The organism is Paraburkholderia phosphatilytica (assembly GCF_003443895.1).
Taxonomy (GTDB): domain Bacteria; phylum Pseudomonadota; class Gammaproteobacteria; order Burkholderiales; family Burkholderiaceae; genus Paraburkholderia; species Paraburkholderia phosphatilytica.
Window position 1 is genome coordinate 14,358 of record NZ_QQOA01000058.1, and the last position, 18,192, is coordinate 32,549.

Annotated in this window: 19 protein-coding genes and 1 tRNA gene; 14 read left to right on the forward strand and 6 right to left on the reverse strand. The window is 63.9% G+C overall.

Annotated elements, in window-relative coordinates; genetic code table 11:
* The first annotated feature begins 71 nt into the window (after positions 1 to 71).
* Positions 72 to 626 carry a Sec-independent protein translocase protein TatB gene (gene tatB / locus DVS29_RS34020; RefSeq protein ID WP_118185250.1) on the forward strand — a complete coding sequence of 185 codons (555 nt, stop codon included), beginning with the start codon at positions 72 to 74 and terminating at the stop codon, positions 624 to 626.
* A 40-nt stretch (positions 627 to 666) separates the two neighbouring features.
* A complete protein-coding gene (gene tatC, locus DVS29_RS34025) occupies positions 667 to 1,461 on the forward strand; it encodes a twin-arginine translocase subunit TatC (protein WP_118185253.1) in 795 nt (264 codons plus the stop codon).
* On the opposite strand, the gene DVS29_RS34030 is transcribed toward tatC, so the two are convergent.
* Positions 1,462 to 2,673: a S1C family serine protease gene (locus tag DVS29_RS34030; RefSeq protein ID WP_118185255.1), complete on the reverse strand. Its 1,212-nt coding sequence runs from the start codon at positions 2,671 to 2,673 to the stop codon at positions 1,462 to 1,464.
* A gap of 21 nt (positions 2,674 to 2,694) precedes the next feature.
* Here DVS29_RS34030 and DVS29_RS34035 point away from each other — a divergent pair, with 21 nt between their 5' ends.
* The 8 genes from DVS29_RS34035 to DVS29_RS34070 all read left to right on the forward strand — a co-directional run bounded on the left by DVS29_RS34035 (position 2,695) and on the right by DVS29_RS34070 (position 9,118).
* Entirely contained in the window at positions 2,695 to 3,444 is a 750-nt protein-coding gene (locus DVS29_RS34035; RefSeq protein ID WP_118185257.1) for a Nif3-like dinuclear metal center hexameric protein, read from the forward strand.
* Positions 3,445 to 3,674: 230 nt separating this feature from the next.
* Entirely contained in the window at positions 3,675 to 4,295 is a 621-nt protein-coding gene (gene petA / locus DVS29_RS34040) for a ubiquinol-cytochrome c reductase iron-sulfur subunit (RefSeq protein WP_118185259.1), read from the forward strand.
* Positions 4,295 to 5,674: a cytochrome b gene (locus tag DVS29_RS34045; RefSeq protein WP_118185261.1), complete on the forward strand. Its 1,380-nt coding sequence runs from the start codon at positions 4,295 to 4,297 to the stop codon at positions 5,672 to 5,674. The genes petA and DVS29_RS34045 overlap by 1 nt, the downstream gene beginning before the upstream one ends.
* Positions 5,675 to 5,697: 23 nt before the next feature.
* Positions 5,698 to 6,465 carry a cytochrome c1 gene (locus DVS29_RS34050; protein ID WP_118185263.1) on the forward strand — a complete coding sequence of 256 codons (768 nt, stop codon included), beginning with the start codon at positions 5,698 to 5,700 and terminating at the stop codon, positions 6,463 to 6,465.
* 94 nt (positions 6,466 to 6,559) lie between these two features.
* Complete coding sequence (locus DVS29_RS34055) at positions 6,560 to 7,171, forward strand: glutathione S-transferase N-terminal domain-containing protein (protein WP_090537322.1); 612 nt, start codon at positions 6,560 to 6,562, stop codon at positions 7,169 to 7,171.
* Between the two features lie 69 nt (positions 7,172 to 7,240).
* Positions 7,241 to 7,756: a ClpXP protease specificity-enhancing factor gene (locus DVS29_RS34060; protein ID WP_118185265.1), complete on the forward strand. Its 516-nt coding sequence runs from the start codon at positions 7,241 to 7,243 to the stop codon at positions 7,754 to 7,756.
* A 19-nt stretch (positions 7,757 to 7,775) separates the two neighbouring features.
* Positions 7,776 to 7,851, forward strand: a tRNA-Thr gene (locus DVS29_RS34065).
* Between the two features lie 124 nt (positions 7,852 to 7,975).
* Positions 7,976 to 9,118 (forward strand): methyltransferase, encoded by a 1,143-nt coding sequence (locus DVS29_RS34070; RefSeq protein WP_118185267.1) that lies wholly within the window; start codon positions 7,976 to 7,978, stop codon positions 9,116 to 9,118.
* 137 nt (positions 9,119 to 9,255) lie between these two features.
* Here DVS29_RS34070 and DVS29_RS34075 read toward each other — a convergent pair whose 3' ends face one another.
* Positions 9,256 to 9,576 carry a DNA-binding protein gene (locus DVS29_RS34075; protein WP_118185269.1) on the reverse strand — a complete coding sequence of 107 codons (321 nt, stop codon included), beginning with the start codon at positions 9,574 to 9,576 and terminating at the stop codon, positions 9,256 to 9,258.
* A gap of 392 nt (positions 9,577 to 9,968) precedes the next feature.
* Between DVS29_RS34075 and DVS29_RS34080 the strand changes: the two genes are divergently transcribed.
* Positions 9,969 to 10,799, forward strand: coding sequence for a class I SAM-dependent methyltransferase (locus DVS29_RS34080; RefSeq protein ID WP_118185270.1), 831 nt, complete (start codon positions 9,969 to 9,971; stop codon positions 10,797 to 10,799).
* 41 nt (positions 10,800 to 10,840) lie between these two features.
* Here DVS29_RS34080 and DVS29_RS34085 read toward each other — a convergent pair whose 3' ends face one another.
* Together DVS29_RS34085 and DVS29_RS34090 are read right to left on the reverse strand one after the other, a co-directional pair.
* Positions 10,841 to 11,410, reverse strand: a complete 570-nt coding sequence (locus DVS29_RS34085) for a DUF1415 domain-containing protein (protein ID WP_118185288.1) — start codon at positions 11,408 to 11,410, stop codon at positions 10,841 to 10,843.
* A gap of 5 nt (positions 11,411 to 11,415) precedes the next feature.
* Entirely contained in the window at positions 11,416 to 12,060 is a 645-nt protein-coding gene (locus DVS29_RS34090; protein WP_118185272.1) for a TetR/AcrR family transcriptional regulator, read from the reverse strand.
* A 211-nt stretch (positions 12,061 to 12,271) separates the two neighbouring features.
* Between DVS29_RS34090 and DVS29_RS34095 the strand changes: the two genes are divergently transcribed.
* Positions 12,272 to 13,555 (forward strand): MFS transporter, encoded by a 1,284-nt coding sequence (locus DVS29_RS34095; protein ID WP_118185274.1) that lies wholly within the window; start codon positions 12,272 to 12,274, stop codon positions 13,553 to 13,555.
* A gap of 166 nt (positions 13,556 to 13,721) precedes the next feature.
* Complete coding sequence (locus DVS29_RS34100; RefSeq protein ID WP_118185276.1) at positions 13,722 to 14,315, forward strand: nitroreductase family protein; 594 nt, start codon at positions 13,722 to 13,724, stop codon at positions 14,313 to 14,315.
* A 135-nt stretch (positions 14,316 to 14,450) separates the two neighbouring features.
* Here DVS29_RS34100 and DVS29_RS34105 read toward each other — a convergent pair whose 3' ends face one another.
* Complete coding sequence (locus DVS29_RS34105; RefSeq protein WP_118185278.1) at positions 14,451 to 15,923, reverse strand: MFS transporter; 1,473 nt, start codon at positions 15,921 to 15,923, stop codon at positions 14,451 to 14,453.
* A gap of 149 nt (positions 15,924 to 16,072) precedes the next feature.
* Between DVS29_RS34105 and DVS29_RS34110 the strand changes: the two genes are divergently transcribed.
* Positions 16,073 to 17,323 (forward strand): Hsp70 family protein, encoded by a 1,251-nt coding sequence (locus tag DVS29_RS34110; RefSeq protein WP_118185280.1) that lies wholly within the window; start codon positions 16,073 to 16,075, stop codon positions 17,321 to 17,323.
* A 143-nt stretch (positions 17,324 to 17,466) separates the two neighbouring features.
* On the opposite strand, the gene DVS29_RS34115 is transcribed toward DVS29_RS34110, so the two are convergent.
* Entirely contained in the window at positions 17,467 to 17,670 is a 204-nt protein-coding gene (locus DVS29_RS34115) for a cold-shock protein (RefSeq protein ID WP_118185282.1), read from the reverse strand.
* Positions 17,671 to 18,192 lie beyond the last annotated feature (522 nt).

An 18,192-nucleotide genomic window follows, 5' to 3' on the forward strand; every position in this document is an offset into this window, starting at 1 on the left:
CCGCGGCGGGCCATGCCGGCGTCTGCCGCCAATCAGTCTCTTCTTCACGCAACGGACGGGCTTCTCATCTCATGCTGGATCTCGGCCTCACCAAGATGGCGTTGATCGGCGTCGTCGCGCTGGTCGTTCTCGGGCCTGAGCGCCTGCCGCGCGTCGCCCGTACCGCCGGCGCGCTGTTCGGCCGCGCGCAACGCTACATCAACGACGTGAAGGCCGAAGTCACGCGCGAAATCGAGCTCGACGAACTGCGCCGGATGAAGACGGAGTTCGAGTCGGCGGCGCGCAACGTCGAGACCACGATCCACGACAACCTGAAAAAGCACGAGAGCGACCTGAACGAAGCATGGAAGGCGGGCACGTCCGTGGGGCCGAGCGTCGCGGGCGGCGCGGAGCCGGACGCGCTGATGACCGAAGCGTCCATGCGCTCGTCGACCGATGCCGACGGCACGCCGTGGATCAGCCGTCCTCCGCTGGCACCGAAACGCAGGAACTGGCGCGTGAAGCAGAACGCGACGCCGACCTGGTACAAGCGTGCGACCCAACGTCGCACCCGCGTGCAGTCGGGCGCGGCGCGCGTGGCGCGTCACACGCCCGCGTCGCTGCGCCGCCCCGTGCGCTTCTTCTGATGCAGCCGCGCTGCACGTCCACTTCTGATCGAGGGCCGGTGTGAGCGACCCCCAACGCAATCCGAACGATCCAGGCGAAGGTACCGAAGAGACCTTCATCTCCCATCTCGTCGAACTGCGCGACCGCATCATTCGCGCGGGCATCGCGGTGATCGTCGTGTTTCTCGGCCTCGTCTACTGGGCGCCGAACATCTTCCGTCTGCTCGCGCGGCCGCTGATGGAAAACCTGCCGAAGGGCGGCAAGATGATCGTCACCGACGTCACCGGCTCGTTCTTCGTGCCGATGAAAGTGACGATGCTGGTCGCGTTCGTGATCGCGCTGCCGATCGTGCTGTACCAGATCTGGGCGTTCGTCGCGCCGGGCCTGTACCAGCACGAGAAGAAGCTGATCGCGCCGCTCGTCGGCAGCAGCTACACGCTGTTCCTGTGCGGCATGGCGTTCGCGTATTTCGTCGTGTTCCCGACCATCTTCCGCGTGATGGCGCACTACAACGCGCCGCTTGGCGCGGAGATGTCGACCGATATCGACAATTACCTGAGTTTCGTACTGACGATGTTCATCGCGTTCGGGGTGACGTTCGAAGTCCCGATTGTCGTCGTGCTGCTGGTCCGCATGGGGCTGCTGACGATCAAGAAACTCAAGGAAATTCGCCCGTACGTGGTGGTCGGCGCGTTCGTCGTGTCGGCGGTGGTGACGCCGCCGGACGTGTTCTCGCAGCTGATTCTCGCGCTGCCGCTGATCGTGCTCTACGAAGCCGGCATCATTGCCGCGCGGATTTTCGTCGGCAACGCGCCGGTTGCCGACAAAGCCAACGAGGGTAACGCCGCGGGTTGATCACCCGCCGTTGTCGTCCTGATCGTCTTCCTGTTGCTGCTTCGGCGGCGGCGGACGTTTGCCGATCAGGATGTCGATGTCCATCGGCTTGTTCTTGCGCACGAGGTGCACCTTCGCGCTCGTGCCCGGCTTGATCTGCGCGATCACATTGAGCAGGCGCGTGGTGTCGGTGATCTGCTCGCCGTTCACGCTCACCAGAATGTCGCCCGGCTTGATGCCCGCCTTGTCGGCCGGGCCGCCTTGCAGCACGCCCGCGACGATCGCGCCGCTCTTCTGGTCGAGACCGAACGATTCGGCGATTTCCGGCGTCACGTCCTGCGGTTCGACACCGATCCAGCCGCGCGTGACCGAGCCGGTCGTGATGATGCTCTCCAGCACGCTACGCGCAGTGGACACCGGAATCGCGAAGCCGATTCCGAGCGAGCCGCCCGAACGCGAGTAGATTGCGGTATTGATGCCGAGCAGGTTGCCGTTCACGTCGACGAGCGCGCCGCCCGAGTTGCCCGGGTTGATCGCCGCGTCGGTCTGGATGAAGTTCTCGAACGTGTTGATGCCGAGGTGATTGCGGCCGAGCGCGCTGACGATGCCCATGGTGACCGTCTGGCCGACGCCGAACGGGTTGCCGATCGCGAGCACGACGTCGCCCACGCGCGTCTGGTCCATCCGGCCGAGCGTGATGGTGGGCAGGTTCGGCAGGTTGATCTTGAGCACCGCGAGATCGGTTTCGGGATCGACGCCGATCACCTTCGCATTCGTGGTGCGGCCGTCCGACAGCGCGATTTCGATCTGATCCGCGCCGTCCACGACGTGCTGGTTCGTTAGAATGTAACCTTCCGAACTCACGATGACACCCGAACCCAGGTTGGCGGCCGGTTGTTCCTGCTGTTTGCGGTTGTTGTTCTTGTCGCCGAAGAAGTAGCGAAAAAGAGGATCTTTGGCGCGCGGGTCAGGCGGCAGCGAGCCATCCTTGCTGGAGAACACGTTGACGACCGCCGGCATGGCTTTCGCCGCGGCTTCGGCGTAAGAGCTCTGTGCCGTGTTGCCGGACATGCCCGGCGCAACTTCCCGCAGCGCGACGATCGGCTCGGCCAGCTGCTTGCCGAACTCTCCCTGATGCTGGAGCCATTGCGGCTTCAGGGTGGCGACGATGAACATCAACGCCAGCAGCACGGTCACCGCTTGTGCAAAGAGCAGCCAAAAGCGTCTAAGCATCTGGAGAGATGAGAGGTTTATATGGATCGGATCGAACTTGAATTGTACTTGAACAACGTTCTGCAAACCTCGCGGTTCAAGGACTACTGCCCCAACGGGCTGCAGGTCGAAGGGCGTCGCCGGGTCAAGAAGATCGCCACCGGCGTGACCGCTTCGCTAGCGTTTCTCGAGTCTGCCCTGGAGTGGGGCGCGGATGCGGTACTTGTCCATCACGGCTACTTCTGGCGCAACGAGCCGCCGCAGATTACCGGTCGCAAGTATCGGCGTCTGCGCGCGCTGCTCGCGAACGACCTGAACCTCTTCGCTTACCATCTGCCGCTCGACGATCACCCCGACTACGGCAACAACGCGCAGCTCGGCGCGCGGCTCGGTCTGATTGCCGACGATGCGCGCTTCGGCGAGCAGGATCTCGGCTGGATCTCCACCCTGCCGATGCCGATCACGCTCGCGCACTTCACCGCGCAGGTCGACCAGACGCTCGGCCGCGCGCCGCTCGTGCTCGGCGACCCCGACAGCGAACTGCGCCGCATCGCGTGGTGCACCGGCGGCGCGCAGAGCTATTTCGAAGCGGCGATCGACGCCGGCGCGGACGTCTTCCTGACCGGCGAGATCTCCGAGCACAACACGCACACGGCGGCCGAGAGCGGCGTCGCGTTCGTGTCGGCGGGCCATCATGCGACCGAGCGCTACGGTGTGCAGGCGCTCGGCGCGCATCTGTCGGAAACCTTCGATGTCGAGCACCTCTTCATCGACATCGATAACCCGGTCTGATCGTCGAGGAACGGCTCGACGCGTGACGAAATACGCCCCGCCATTGGGGGAGACACTTAAAAGAGGAGACGAAGTTATTCGCCGTCGCTGCGGGGAAACCCTGAGATATCAAAGGCTTCGCATGGTTTTTGGCGCTCGGGCCTTGTAAATGCCGACTCCATTCGAGCACACTAGCGGCGGTAGCAAAAAGTAGCTGACGGAAAAATCCAACTCAGAAGTGGGGCGATGTGATGCGAGACAAAGAAGATGGCCGCGTCGACAGCAGCCGCCGTACCTGGCTGATTGCGACGTCCGTAGCAGGTGGCATTGGAGGCGTTGCCACTGTCGTACCCTTCGTAAGTTCGTTTGCACCATCGGCGAAAGCCAAAGCGGCCGGCGCACCGGTCGAAGTCGATATCACCAATCTGAAGCCGGGCGAGATGATGACCGTCGCCTGGCGCGGCAAGCCGGTCTGGATCGTCAACCGCACGGACGAAATGCTCGCCGACATCAAGAAGGCCGATAGCGAAGTCGCCGATCCGAATACCGAGAAGCCGTTCTCGATGCCCGACCCGGAATACTGCAAGAACGAGTACCGGTCGCGTCCCGATCACAAGAACCTGTTCGTTGCCGTCGCTGTCTGCACCCACCTCGGCTGCACGCCGACCCCGCGTTTCCAGGAAGGCCCGCAGGCCAATCTGCCCGACGACTGGCCGGGCGGCTTCCTGTGTCCGTGTCACGGTTCCACCTATGACCTCGCCGGGCGTGTTTTCAAGAACAAGCCCGCACCGCAGAACCTCGATATCCCGCCGTACATGTTCACGACTGCGACGCAGCTCGTGATCGGCAAGGACGAAAAAGGAGAAGCGTAATGGCGACCGAAAAACAGGTGGAGACGACGGGGCTCACCGGCTGGATCGATCGGCGCTTTCCGCTCACGTCGACGTGGAAGGCGCATCTGTCCGAGTACTACGCGCCGAAGAACTTCAACTTCTGGTACTTCTTCGGTTCACTTGCGCTGCTCGTGCTGGTGAACCAGATCGTCACCGGCATCTTCCTCACGATGAACTACAAGCCCGACTCGACGCTCGCGTTCGCGTCGGTCGAGTACATCATGCGCGAGGTGCCGTGGGGCTGGCTGATCCGCTACATGCACTCCACGGGCGCGTCGATGTTCTTCGTCGTCGTGTATCTGCACATGTTCCGCGGCCTGCTGTACGGCTCGTACCGCAAGCCGCGCGAGCTGGTGTGGATCTTTGGTTGCGCGATCTTCCTGTGCCTGATGGCCGAGGCGTTCTTCGGCTACCTGCTGCCGTGGGGCCAGATGTCGTACTGGGGCGCGCAGGTGATCGTGAACCTGTTCTCCGCGATCCCGTTCATCGGCCCGGACCTGTCGCTGTGGATCCGCGGCGACTACGTGGTGTCGGACGTGACGCTGAACCGCTTCTTCGCGTTCCACGTGATCGCGATTCCGCTCGTGCTGCTCGGGCTCGTGATCGCGCACATCGTCGCGCTGCACGAGGTGGGCTCGAACAATCCGGACGGCATCGAGATCAAGGCGAAGAAGGACGAGAACGGTATTCCGCTCGACGGCATCCCGTTCCATCCGTACTACTCGGTGCATGACCTGTTCGGCGTGTGCGTGTTCCTGATGGTGTTCGCGGCGATCCTGTTCTTCGCGCCGGAAATGGGCGGCTACTTCCTCGAGGCGAACAACTTCATCCCGGCGAACCCGCTGCAGACGCCACCGGAAATCGCGCCGGTCTGGTACTTCACCGCGTTCTACGCGATGCTGCGCGCGACCACGGATCCGTTCAAGATCGTGCTGATGATCGTGGTGGCGCTGCTCGGGTTGCTGGCGCTCGTGCGCGCGCGCGGCAAGTGGCGCATCGGGCTGCCGGTTCTCGCGGTGCTGGTGATTCTCGCGATGATCGCGACGCAGTCGAAGTTCTGGGGCGTTGTGGTGATGGGCAGCGCGGTGGTGTCGCTGTTCTTCCTGCCGTGGCTCGACCGGTCGCCGGTGAAGTCGATCCGCTACCGGCCGTTCTTCCACAAGGTGTTCTACGGAATCTTCGTGCTCGCGTTCCTGACGCTGGCGTTCCTTGGGACCAAACCGCCATCGCCCGCCGCGACGCTGATCGCGCAGATCTGCGCGCTGATCTACTTCGCCTTCTTCCTCGGCATGCCGTTCTGGACACCGCTGGGCACGTTCAAGACGCCGCCCGAGCGCGTCCGGTTCAAGTCCCACTAATCGCGAGCGAGGAGAAGACGAAGATGAAAAAACTGCTTTCGACGCTCGCGCAGACGGGCTTCGCATCGATTACACTCGCGCTCGCGCTGTTTGCCGGCCCGGTTCACGCGGATGACGAATTTCCGCTCGACCGGGCGCCGGACAACATGGAGAGTCTGGCGTCCCTGCAGCATGGCGCCCAATTGTTTGTAAACTATTGCCTGAACTGCCACAGCGCGAGCCTGATGCGGTATAGCCGGCTGGAAGATCTCGGCATCTCCCAGAAGGAAATCGAGGCGAATCTGCTGTTCACGTCCGACAAGGTGGGCAGCACGATGACCATCGCGATGCGCCCCGACGACGCGAAGTCGTGGCTGGGCGCGGCGCCGCCCGATCTGTCGGTGGAAGCCCGGGCGCGCGGGCGTGACTGGCTGTACACGTACCTGCGCAGCTTCTACCGCGACAGCACGCGTCCGACTGGATGGAACAATATGGTCTATCCAAACGTTGGTATGCCAAATGTGCTGTGGCAATTGCAGGGACAGCGTACCGCGAAGTTCACTGACATCACCGATCCGGAAAACGGTGAGAAAATCCACCGTTTCGATGGCTTCCAGCAGGTCGCGCCTGGAACCGTCTCGCGGGTGGATTATGATTCTGATGTTGCCGACCTGGTGGCGTACCTGTCGTGGATGGCGGAGCCGGAGCAGAAAACCCGCGAGCAGGTCGGGGTGTGGGTGCTGCTGTTCCTGGGCCTGTTGACCTTTTTTGCCTGGCGACTGAACGCCGCGTACTGGAAAGATATCAAATAATCACGCCGTGACTGGCGTGGGGCCGGCGTCGGAAAAGACCCGCTGGACGGTTTTTTCCGAGCTGGCCCTTCAGCTTTTTGAGGAAATGTAAATCATGATGGTTCTGTATTCTGGCACTACTTGCCCGTTCTCCCAGCGCTGCCGGCTGGTGTTGTTCGAAAAGGGCATGGACTTCGAGATCCGCGACGTCGACCTGTTCAACAAGCCGGAAGACATCGCGGTGATGAATCCGTATGGTCAGGTGCCGATCCTCGTCGAACGGGACCTGATCCTGTACGAATCGAACATCATCAACGAGTACATCGACGAGCGTTTCCCCCATCCGCAGCTGATGCCCGCCGACCCGGTGCAGCGAGCCCGCGCACGCCTGTTCCTGCTGAACTTCGAAAAGGAACTGTTCGTGCACGTCGGCACGCTCGAAAACGAGAAGGGCAAGGCCGCCGAGAAGAATCACGAGAAGGCGCGCATCGCGATCCGCGATCGTCTGACGCAGCTCGCACCGATTTTCCTGAAGAACAAGTACATGCTCGGGGAAGAGTTCTCGATGCTCGACGTTGCGATCGCGCCGCTGCTGTGGCGTCTCGATCACTACGGCATCGAGCTGTCGAAGAACGCGGCGCCGCTCATGAAGTACGCAGAGCGGATTTTCAGCCGGCCGGCGTATATCGAAGCGCTGACGCCGTCGGAAAAGGTCATGCGCCGCTGATGGTGTGCGGTTCGGGGCCTGGCGCGCGGCTTTCGGGAAGCGTGCCTTTCCCCGGTATGAGGATCGTTGATGCAAGAGATTTCCACCAAGCCGTATCTGCTGCGCGCGCTGTACGAGTGGTGCACGGATAACGGTTACACGCCCCACATCGCCGTGCGGGTCGACAACCAGACCCGCGTGCCGCGGCAGTTCGTGCGGGACAACGAGATCGTGTTGAACATCAGCTTCGAGGCCACGAGCCAGCTGCAGATGGGCAACGACTGGATCGAGTTCAGCGCGCGCTTCTCCGGCAAGTCGCACAAGATCGAGGTGCCTGTCGCGAACGTGCTCGCCATCTATGCGCGCGAGAACGGTCAGGGCATGGCGTTCCCGGTCGAATCGACGGGCGGCGAGGCGGCGGACTCCGCGGCGGATCTGGACGAGCAGCCGTTGCCGGAAGACGAAAGCGCGGCTCAGCAGGCTGAGCCTGGCGCCAGCGCGGCGGCAGATGCGGCCACGGCGGGCGAGGGCTCGGCGGACGACGCCGGCGCAGCCGACGACAGTGCGAAGAGCGCCGGAAGAGGCCACCTCAAGGTCGTGAAATGAAGTAGAATCGCGCTCTTACGCCGGCTTAGCTCATCTGGTAGAGCAGTTGATTTGTAATCATCAGGTGGCGGGTTCGAGTCCTGCAGCCGGCACCAGTCATTGCAAACGGGTCCCTCGCGGACCCGTTTGCGTTTGTGCTTGTGTGCTTGCGCGTGTGACCTCGAGATCGCGCGCTCGCGTCTGTGCACTCCAGCATCCCATCCGGCGTCCATCCCTTCGATGACCACCTTCGCCACCCTCACGCTGCCCGCCGATCCGACCGGCGCCGAACAGACCGTCCATTGGCATTCGGAGTCCGGTTCCGCGCCGCCGAAGCGCGTCGTGATCGCCGATGACCGCACCACCGCGGACGCGGCGTTCCGCCTCGCGAGCGAAGGCACCGCGCTCGTGTGGCGCGGTGACTTCCAGAATGCCCGGCAGCTGCTGCAGGCGATGACCCGCCGCATCGAGCGCAAGCCGCGCAAGCAGGCGGCCACACCGAAGGACGCGTTCAACCTGCATCGGCAGGCGCAGTCGCAACGGGCGCGCACGCTGGGGATGCTGCTGATCCCACTGGACGGTGGCTACACGATTCCGCTGCGCCGCGCGCCGGACGTGCAGGACGCGTGCGCCGAGGTCTATGGGCCCGCCGACGATCAAGCGTCCGTCGTGTCGCTGCGCGAATTGCTGGGTTTGATCGGCGCGCATGAGTGGCGCAAGAAGGGCGTCGAGATTCCCGTGCTCGGCGAGCGTATTCATCCGTACTACGGCGTGTTTTCGCCGGTGCGGGGCGAGTATCTCGATCTGGTCGCGCGGGTGCCGCTGCCGTCGGCTGCGATGGAGCTGGCCTTCGACGTCGGTACCGGCACCGGCGTGATCGCCGCAGTGCTCGCGAAGCGCGGCGTCAAGCGTGTCGTTGCGACGGATCAGGATGCACGCGCGCTCGCCTGTGCGCGCGAGAACCTCGAGCGGCTTGGCTACGCGCCGTGCGTCGAGGTGGTCGAGGCCGATCTGTTTCCGCCGGGCCGCGCGCCGCTGATCGTCTGCAATCCACCGTGGGTGCCCGCGCGGCCGGCGTCGTCGATCGAATACGCGGTGTTCGATCCGGATAGCCGCATGTTGTTGGGATTCCTGAATGGTCTCGCCGCGCATCTGGAACCGGCCGGCGAAGGCTGGCTGATCCTGTCGGATTTCGCGGAGCACCTTGGTTTGCGCACGCGCGAGATGCTGATGGACGCGATCGAACGGGCAGGGCTCGAAGTCGCCGGGCGCGAGGATATCCGGCCGCGACACCCGAAGTCGTCGGACAAGAGCGATCCGCTGCACGCGGCGCGTGCAGCGGAGATCACTTCGTTGTGGCGATTGAAGGCGAAGGGCGGGTAGGGATTCAGGTGAGCCGCGGTAGCCGCGATTGGCCACCGTTACCGGTGATGTTGCCAGCACACGAAATGGCCACCGCTAGCTCACCTTGTCGATTCTGGACTTTTTGGTCTACAGCGCGTCCAGAGACATCCGGACGCTCAGTCCGGATACGCCTCGTCGACGTGCAGCCCCGCGAGCTTGAAGATCACGCGGAGCGTCTGCGGCTTGATATCGCGCCGCGCGGCGAGCGCGGTCATCACGAAGTCGAGCACTTTCGCGTACTTCAGCATGACGAGGCACGACTCGAGGTCGACGCTACCGTCGCGCATCGCCTCGGCGACGTGCAGCATCTCGACCGAGATGTCGCGCGCCATTTCGAGTTCGATCTGTTGCTTCTCGGTCCACTCCGGCGTCGCGGTGAGCTTCGCCATCAGTTCCTGAAATTTTTGTTCGGCGTTTCCGTTCGGTATCGTATTCATCGCAGCCTCATATCCGTCTGCGCGCGCTTCGTTGATGTGGCGCGCTGCAGGTTACGTAACGTCCGCATCCTTGTTCCGATGCGACCTCCCCCACGCTTCACGATCCGCCGATGTCTCCTGCGGCGGTCGTCCGTCAGTCCCTGTTGTTCTCCGCCCGCGCCACAAGGGCTAACGGGCTATCCTCTGCTGCCGGCGCGACTGCGATGCCTGTTTGCGCCGCCGAAATCACAGCATGAAGTATTCCAGGCGAGAAGCCGGCACACTGTCATCCGGTCCGGAGATGACAACTGCTGCATGACGATTCGCCCATTTCGGTAAACTGACACCAACTTTTAATTCCATCCGTCGCCTTTCGCACGTTTCGCGTATTTTTCGGGCGGCGGTCTGAAACGATGTCCAGCAAAACTTACGAAATCGCTCCCAACCAGTCCATCGAACTGCTAAAGGAGCTTCATATCCTCACGCGCGACGGCAAGATGAATCAGGACAGCCGCCGCAAGCTGAAGCAGGTCAACCACCTGTTCCAGTTCATCGAGCCGCTCCTTGCCGACCTGAAATCGACTCAGGACAGCGTGACGCTCGTCGACCACGGAGCCGGCAAGTCCTATCTGGGCTTTATCCTCTACGATCTGTTCTTCAAGGAACAGTGCGATCGGTCGCATATCTACGGAATCGAAACACGCGAGGAACTGGTCGCCCGATCGACCGAACTCGCCGCCAGGCTTGGGTTTGAGGGTATGTCTTTCCTAAACCTTTCAGTCGCGGATTCGATTCATTCTTCGGTTTTGCCCCCCACCATCGACATCGTCACGGCGTTGCACGCCTGCGATACGGCGACCGACGACGCGATCCGCTTCGCACTCCATAAGCATGCGAAGTACATCGTCGTGGTGCCGTGCTGTCAGGCGGAAGTGGCCGGCGTGCTGCGGCGGAACAAGAGCCGGTCGCTCGGCGATGCGCTCACCGAGATCTGGCGACACCCGCTGCATACCCGCGAATTCGGCAGCCAGATCACCAACGTGCTGCGCTGCCTGCAGCTCGAAGCGCACGGCTACCACGTGAGCGTGACGGAGCTGGTGGGCTGGGAGCACTCGATGAAGAACGAGCTGATCATCGCGCAGTACAAGGATCTGCCGCGCCGCAAGCCCACCGAGCGGCTCAACGAGGTGATCGACCGGCTCGGGCTTGCTGAACTGCATGAGCGGTTCTTCGCGCCGGCTTGATGGAGTGGTGGTTTAACCGGTGCACGTCGTCGCGGGCGAGTTCAATCGTCGGACGGTTCGCTCATCCACTTGACCCAGCCGGCATGGCCGAGTCGGCGCAACGTGTCCTGATTGCGCTCGTAGATGTCGGCGGCATCCGGGAACGCATCGACCGCCCGGTCGATGCTCGCCTCCCGCAGCAAATGAAAGATTGGGTAAGGCGCGCGGTTCGTGTAGTTCTCGATGTCGTCGGCGTCGGTGCCTTCGAACTGGTAATACGGATGAAAGCTCGCGATCTGCAGGACGCCTTCGAGACGCAGCTGACGCAGCAGCCGGTCGGCGAAGAACAGGCAGTCGTTGTAGTCGGAGAAGTCGCCGAGCGCGCGCGGGACGATCAGGAGCGTCGTGTCGATCTCGGCCGCATTGGCCTCGTCGAGCGCCCGCAGCTGCGTTTCCAGATCGATCAGGACACCTTCCATGTCCACCGCCTCGCTGATCGCGTAGCGGATCTGTTTTTTCACGTGCACGCTTTTCGCAAACGGGCAGAGGTTCAGGCCAATGACCGCGCGAGTGAGCCAGTGACGCGTGGCCTGGAGAATTTCGTCGTGGAACGCAGCGCTGGTGGACGGCATGGCGATCACCGCCCCGCGCCGCGCGCGGCGTCGATCAGCTGTCCCGCGAGCTGCGCGGCGACCCGAATCGGCCCGCAACCGGGGCCGTAGGTCTGGCTGGACGCGTAAATGCCTTCGATCAGCAGCGCGAGCGCGTTCGCGAGCATCGCCGGATCGGCGGCGCCCGCTTCGGTGGCAAGCTCCGTCAGCCGCGCCATCAGCTTCGTCTTGTTGCGCTCGACGCAGAGCCGCGCCGGGTGCGCTGGATCGGGAAACTCGGCTGACACGTTGACGAACGGGCAGCCACGGTAGTCCGGCGCGGACGCGCGCTGCGTCAGGTCTTCGAAATACTGCTTCAGCTGTTTCGCCGCGTCGCCGGGATGTTTCGCGACGCTGCGCTCGAAGCGCTCGAAAAACGCGACATCCGACCGCTCCAGGTACGCGACCACGAGTTCGTCCTTCGACGAAAACTGGCGGTACAGGCTCATCTTGTTGACGCCTGCCCGCTCGACCACCGCTTCGACGCCTACCGCGCGTACGCCTTCGCGATAGAACAGCTCGCTGGCCGCGCGTAACAGGCTCTCCTGAGCCTGCGTGCCAGCCATCTGTATGCCGCGCGGCCGTTTGTCGGCGTCGCGCGGGGAGGAATGTGTCGTGTGGTTCGAGGACATAACCGGATGCGGCGTAGGGTTCAAGCTTGACATGTTACCGAGCGGTAACTAGCATCGCAACACACTTGTGACCGATCGGTAACAGAAGTGGTGCGCAACGCGCCGCGGTCCGAACGTGTCGCGCAGGCCGCTCGACTGAGAACGAGCCGGCGGCAAGCCAGAACACAAACCAGCAGTGACGCGCCCGCGAGGCGCCAGGATTGGAGAGCGAATGAACTGGGCAGCGAGAATGATTGGCGGGCGGTTCCACTATGGCTGGCTCGCCGTGGCCGTCGTGTTCCTTGTGCTGCTGGCCGCCGCCGGCACGCGCGCGACGCCGAGCGTGATGATGGTGCCGCTCGAACATCAGTTCGGCTGGAGCCGCGCGACGATCTCGCTCGCGATCTCCGTGAACATCGCGCTGTACGGCTTGACGGGGCCGTTCGCGGCTGCGGCGATGCAGCGCTTCGGCGTGCGCCCGACCGTGCTCACGGCGCTGTCGACGATGGCGGCGGGCGTCGCGCTGTCGTCGATGATGACGCACCCGTGGCAGATGATCATGATCTGGGGCGTGATGGTCGGCGGGGCGACGGGCGTGGCGGCGCTCACGCTGTCGGCGACCGTCGTGAACCGCTGGTTCTCCACCCATCGCGGCCTCGCGATGGGCATCCTGACGGCCAGCTCGGCGACCGGCCAGCTGGTGTTCCTGCCGCTCCTCGCCGCGGTCGCCGAGAAGTTCGGCTGGCAGGCGGTGGTGCTGATCGTCGCGTGCGCGGCGGCGGTGGTGTTGCCGCTCGTCGCGTTCCTTTTGCCGGAGCGTCCGCTCGACCTGATGCTGCGGCCCTTCGGCGAGCCGCACGACGCGCCGCCCGTGCAGGTCGCGGCGCAGCAGAATCCGCTCGCCATCGCGTTCGGCACGCTCGCGAAAGCGAGCCGCACGCGCGACTTCTGGCTGCTGTTCTTCAGCTTCTTCATCTGCGGCGCGAGCACCAACGGCTACATCGGCACGCACCTGATCGCGATGTGCGGCGACTACGGGATGAGCGAAGTGCAGGGCGCTTCGCTGCTCGCGACGATGGGTATCTTCGACCTGTTCGGCACGACGCTGTCGGGCTGGCTGTCGGATCGCGTCAACAGCCGCGTGCTGCTGTTCTGGTACTACGGGCTGCGCGGGCTGTCGCTGATCTACCTGCCGCACGCGTTCGGCATCGACTTCTACGGCCTGCCGGTGTTCGCCGTGTTCTACGGCCTCGACTGGATCGCGACCGTCCCGCCGACGGTTCGCCTCGCCACCGACCGCTTCGGCAAGGATGCGGCGCCCGTCGTGTTCGGCTGGGTGGTCGCGGGCCATCAGCTGGGCGCGGCGTTCGCGGCCTTCGGCGCCGGCCTGCTGCGTTCGAGTCTCGGCACCTACACCGTCGCGTCGATGATCTCGGGCGGCCTGTGTCTCGTCGGGGCGGTGCTGGTGTTGCGGATCAACCGCGATCCCAGCCTGCTGAAAGCGCAGCCGGCTTGACTTAAGCGACGACCAGGCAGAGCGATCGAGGGCGCCTTCGGGCGCCTTTTTTCATGCGCGCGAATCGCTTCTACGGAATCGGGGCGACGCGCTTCGCCGAAGCCGGGTATGCTGTCAGGCCCCCGGGCTGGCGCCCGTCGACTGTGACTTTCGATCCGAGAAGCGTATGACACACAAACCCGCCCCGACCGAAGTATCCATTCACGAACTCATCGCTGGCCGCTGGAGCCCGCGCGCGTATTCCAACGCGCCGGTGTCGCACGAGCAGGTCCGCGCGGTGCTCGAAGCGGCGCGCTGGGCGCCGTCGTCGTACAACATGCAGCCGTGGCGATTCATGGTGTTCGAGCGCGCAGCCGACGAAGCCGCGTTCAAGCGCGCGTTCGCGACGCTCGTGCCGTTCAACCAGGGCTGGAATGCGTCGGCGCAGGTGCTGATCGCGGCCACCGCGCAGAAGCTGACCGCGAAGGGCGAAGTGAACCGCACCGCCGCGTACGACGCGGGCGCGGCCGCGATGGCGCTGGTGCTGCAGGCGCATGCGCTCGGCCTCGCCGCGCACCAGATGAGCGGCTTCGACGTGACCGCGTTCCGCAAGGAGTTCGCGATTCCCGAAGACGTCGAGGTGATTGCGATGATCTCGATCGCGCACTACGGCGATGCGGCCGCGCTCGACCCGGCGCTGCGCGATCGCGAAAAGGCGGAGCGCCAGCGCATGTCGGTTGGTGAGATCGCTTATCGCGGTGCGTGGAAGGCGGCGTTCTGATGCTGCTGAAGCGGTGACCATACGCGCTGCTAGCGGCGAGCGACACGTGGCGGCGCGTGGTCTGTAGCGCAAAATCTGAAGTTTGAAACGAAGAGGCGCGGCAGCGATGTCGCGCCTTTTTGCTTTTGCTACGTGCTACGACTCGTCCACCACGGCGGAGAGCGGCGTCGCCACGCTCTCGAGCGACTTGCGCTCCGCATCCACGCCCCAGATCGCTGCGATGACGCCTGCCGCGATCATCAGCAGCGAGCCGACCACATAGCCCGTGAACACTTCGCTGCGCCGATGTGTATCGATCAGTTGTCCGAAGAATGCCGGCCCGATGATGCCGCCGAGCGCGGTGCCGAACGCGTAGAACACCGCGATCGCGAGCGCGCGGATTTCGAGCGGAAACGATTCGCTGACGGTCAGGTACGCGGAGCTCGCCGCCGCCGACGCGAAGAAGAAGATCACCATCCACGCGATCGTCTGCGTGACGACGTCGAACCATTGCTGCGCGAACATCCAGCCGCTGACCGTGAGCAGGATGCCCGACAGCACGTAGGTGGTCGCGATCATCTTGCGCCGGCCGATCACGTCGAACAGACGTCCGAGTACGAGCGGCCCGAGGAAGTTGCCGAGCGCGAACGGCAGCAGATACCAGCCGACGTGATCGCCGGGCACGTGATAGAAGTCCGTTAGCACGAGCGCATAGGTGAAGAAGATCGCGTTGTAGAAGAACGCCTGCGCGGTCATCAGCGACAGCCCGACGAGCGCTCGGCGGCGGTGCACGACGAACAGCGTCGCGAACACTTCGGACAGCGGCGTGTGGTCGCGGGCGCGCAGCTTCAGGCGCTTGAAGCCGTCGTCGGAGAGCGTGTGGCCTTCGCGGCGGAAGCGCGCCTCGATGCCTTCGACGATCGTGCGCGCCTCGTCGCGCTCGCCGTGAGTCAGGAGCCAGCGCGGACTTTCCGGTACCCAGATGCGCATCGGCAGAATACCGAGCGCGAGTACCGCGCCGATGAAGAAGCACGCGCGCCAGCCCCAGTCCGGCGGCAGCAGCTGCGGGTCGAGCAGCACGAGCGAACCGGTTGCGCCGATGCCCGCGCCGACCCAGAACGTGCCGTTGATGCCGAGGTCGGTCCAGCCGCGCACGCGGGCCGGCGTGAATTCCTGGATCGTCGAGTTGATCGCGGTGTACTCGCCGCCGATGCCCGCGCCGGTCAGGAAGCGGAACAGCAGGAAGCTCGCGAGATTCCACGAACAGGCGGTTGCCGCCGTCGCGGCGAGGTACAGCGTGAGCGTGATAAAAAACAGCTTGCGTCGGCCGAGGCGGTCGGTGAGCCAGCCGAAGCCGAGCGCGCCGAGCACGGCGCCCGCGATGTACGCGCTGCCCGCGAGCCCCACGTCGGCGTTGGAAAAGTGCAATGTGGGACTCGTTTTCAGTGCGCTCGCCACCGATCCGGCAAGTGTCACCTCCAGCCCGTCGAGCAGCCACGTGACGCCGAGCGCGAACACGATCAGCATGTGAAAGCGGCCCCAAGGCAGCCGGTCGAGACGGGACGGCAGATCGGTTTCGACGGTGTCGGTCTGGGTGGACGCGCCGGTCGCGGCGGACGGGACGGTCATCGTGGCGTGTCTCCTTGTGTCTTTCGGCGCGAAATCCCTGCCGAATCAGCAACTTTCATTCCCCGCCGGGTCTCGCGCACGGCGCATTTTTGTGATAAAAAGCCGCTCCTCCTTCTTCTTCGCGCCGGCCCCAAGCCGCGGAGTTTTCGATGACTTACTGCGCGATTGACTTCGGTACCTCGAACTCGGCGGTGGCGCTGCCTGACGGCGAAGCGATGCGTCTCGCGCCCGTCGAAGGCAACTACACGACACTGCCCACCGCGGTCTTCTTCAACACCGACGAGAACACCCGCGAGTTCGGGCGCGCCGCGCTCGAGGCGTACATCGACGGCTTCGACGGCCGGCTGATGCGCTCGATGAAGAGCATCCTCGGCTCAGCGCTCGCGGAGACCACGACCGATCTCGGCGACGGCTCCGCGATCCGCTATACCGACGTGATCGCGCAGTTCGTGAGCCACCTGAAGCACAAGGCGGAAGCCTGCTCCGGCGCGGCGATTTCGCGGGCCGTGCTGGGCCGCCCGGTGTTCTTCGTCGACGACGACCCGCGCGCCGACCAGCTTGCGCAGCAGCAGCTCGAAGCGGCCGCGCGCTCGGTCGGCCTGAACGACATCCACTTCCAGTATGAGCCGATCGCCGCGGCGTTCGACTACGAGTCGCATCTCGACGCCGAGGGGCTCGTGCTGGTCGCGGATATCGGCGGCGGTACGTCGGACTTTTCGCTCGTGCGTGTGGGCCCGTCGCGGATGGCGCGTCTCGAACGCAAGGACGACGTGCTCGCGCATCACGGCGTGCACGTCGCCGGCACGGACTTCGACCGCCGCGTCGAACTGGCGACGATCTTGCGTGAGCTCGGCTACCAGTCGCTGGATCCCGAAGGGCGCGAACTGCCGAACCGCGTGTATTTCGATCTCGCGACCTGGCATCTGATCAACACGGTCTATGCGCCGAAGCGCGTCAGCGAACTCGGCCTGATGCGGCATCTGTACACCGACACCCGCCAGCACGACCGCCTGATGCGCACCGTCGAACGACGCCTCGGCCACGCGCTGGCGGCGCATGCGGAAGAGGCGAAGATCGGCGTCGCCGCGGGCGGCGAGACGCTGATCGATCTCGACGAAGTGGAAGACGACCTGCGCCTCGCGTTCGACGAGACGCAACTGGTCGCGGCGGGGCAGGAGGATATGCGCAAGATCGTGCAGGCCGCGCGCGACACGGTGCAACTGGCGGGCGTGGCGTCGCGCGACGTGACCGCGGTGTACTTCACGGGCGGCTCGACGGGGCTCGCGTTTCTGTCGAACGCACTGGCGGACGCGTTTCCCGACGCGAAGCCGGTGTTCGGCGACCGGCTGGCGAGCGTCGCGACCGGTCTCGGCATTCACGCGAAGCGCGTGTTCGGTTGATGAGCGCGGGCTGAACGCCGCTGGGCAGGCCCCAGAAACGACAAACCCCACGTTCCGAAGAAGCGTGGGGTTTTTGCGACGAATGACGCCGTCAACTCAGGCGGTCATCACGGAGCCGACCTTGCGGCCGGCATCACGTTGACTTACGCCGGCTTGATGTTCGCAGCTTGCTTGCCCTTCGGGCCAGTCTTCACATCGAACGTGACCTTCTGGTTTTCCTGAAGCGTCTTGAAGCCTTCGATGCGAATTTCCGAGAAGTGCGCGAACAGATCTTCGCCGCCGCCGTCCGGGGTGATGAAGCCAAAGCCCTTTGCGTCATTGAACCATTTGACGGTACCGGTTTCCATATTACTTTCCTAAAAATGATAAACGAGGCCGAAGCCACAGAAGCGCATGAGATCAAGGAAGGGGGTAATAGGACCAGCCGAAGTACCGTGATGGGCGAACCACGAAAGACCAATTCACTCGCCACTTGAAATCCCGCCCGGACTTTATACGGCCATTTTGAGAGAAGGTCAACGATAGTCCGACTTGGCTGCAAGGTTTTTTTCTATCGGGCGCAAAACATGCTTACAAACCTTGCGTTGTTGGGCAGTTTTTTCCGGGGTTCGATCGATTTCGCCTGCAATCGGACGGTGCAACCGTTAAACTACGCGCCGCGAGCGGTTGCACCTTGAATTGCAACCGCTCGCGCATGGATGCGATCGCCGCCTATCCTGTGACAAGGGTCGAGACGGTCGCGACATGGCATCAACAGTTTTGGCATGGGAGATGACGTGAAAAGTTCTATTCAACGCAACATCGGGCCGGTCGCGCTGATGTTGACGGGTCTCGGGTCGATCATCGGCTCGGGTTGGCTGTTCGGCGCC

What these genes read in the sequence shown, in the direction of transcription:
- DVS29_RS34045 (WP_118185261.1), top strand. Translation starts at nt 4,295, where the DNA reads ATGGCGACCGAAAAACAGGTGGAGACGACGGGGCTCACCGGCTGGATC.
- DVS29_RS34105 (WP_118185278.1), bottom strand. Translation starts at nt 15,923, where the DNA reads ATGACCGTCCCGTCCGCCGCGACCGGCGCGTCCACCCAGACCGACACC.
- DVS29_RS34055 (WP_090537322.1), top strand. Translation starts at nt 6,560, where the DNA reads ATGATGGTTCTGTATTCTGGCACTACTTGCCCGTTCTCCCAGCGCTGC.
- tatB (WP_118185250.1), top strand. Translation starts at nt 72, where the DNA reads ATGCTGGATCTCGGCCTCACCAAGATGGCGTTGATCGGCGTCGTCGCG.
- DVS29_RS34090 (WP_118185272.1), bottom strand. Translation starts at nt 12,060, where the DNA reads ATGTCCTCGAACCACACGACACATTCCTCCCCGCGCGACGCCGACAAA.
- DVS29_RS34095 (WP_118185274.1), top strand. Translation starts at nt 12,272, where the DNA reads ATGAACTGGGCAGCGAGAATGATTGGCGGGCGGTTCCACTATGGCTGG.
- DVS29_RS34085 (WP_118185288.1), bottom strand. Translation starts at nt 11,410, where the DNA reads ATGCCGTCCACCAGCGCTGCGTTCCACGACGAAATTCTCCAGGCCACG.
- DVS29_RS34080 (WP_118185270.1), top strand. Translation starts at nt 9,969, where the DNA reads ATGTCCAGCAAAACTTACGAAATCGCTCCCAACCAGTCCATCGAACTG.
- DVS29_RS34100 (WP_118185276.1), top strand. Translation starts at nt 13,722, where the DNA reads ATGACACACAAACCCGCCCCGACCGAAGTATCCATTCACGAACTCATC.
- DVS29_RS34070 (WP_118185267.1), top strand. Translation starts at nt 7,976, where the DNA reads ATGACCACCTTCGCCACCCTCACGCTGCCCGCCGATCCGACCGGCGCC.
- DVS29_RS34110 (WP_118185280.1), top strand. Translation starts at nt 16,073, where the DNA reads ATGACTTACTGCGCGATTGACTTCGGTACCTCGAACTCGGCGGTGGCG.
- DVS29_RS34030 (WP_118185255.1), bottom strand. Translation starts at nt 2,673, where the DNA reads ATGCTTAGACGCTTTTGGCTGCTCTTTGCACAAGCGGTGACCGTGCTG.
- DVS29_RS34035 (WP_118185257.1), top strand. Translation starts at nt 2,695, where the DNA reads ATGGATCGGATCGAACTTGAATTGTACTTGAACAACGTTCTGCAAACC.
- DVS29_RS34060 (WP_118185265.1), top strand. Translation starts at nt 7,241, where the DNA reads ATGCAAGAGATTTCCACCAAGCCGTATCTGCTGCGCGCGCTGTACGAG.
- petA (WP_118185259.1), top strand. Translation starts at nt 3,675, where the DNA reads ATGCGAGACAAAGAAGATGGCCGCGTCGACAGCAGCCGCCGTACCTGG.
- DVS29_RS34115 (WP_118185282.1), bottom strand. Translation starts at nt 17,670, where the DNA reads ATGGAAACCGGTACCGTCAAATGGTTCAATGACGCAAAGGGCTTTGGC.
- DVS29_RS34075 (WP_118185269.1), bottom strand. Translation starts at nt 9,576, where the DNA reads ATGAATACGATACCGAACGGAAACGCCGAACAAAAATTTCAGGAACTG.
- DVS29_RS34050 (WP_118185263.1), top strand. Translation starts at nt 5,698, where the DNA reads ATGAAAAAACTGCTTTCGACGCTCGCGCAGACGGGCTTCGCATCGATT.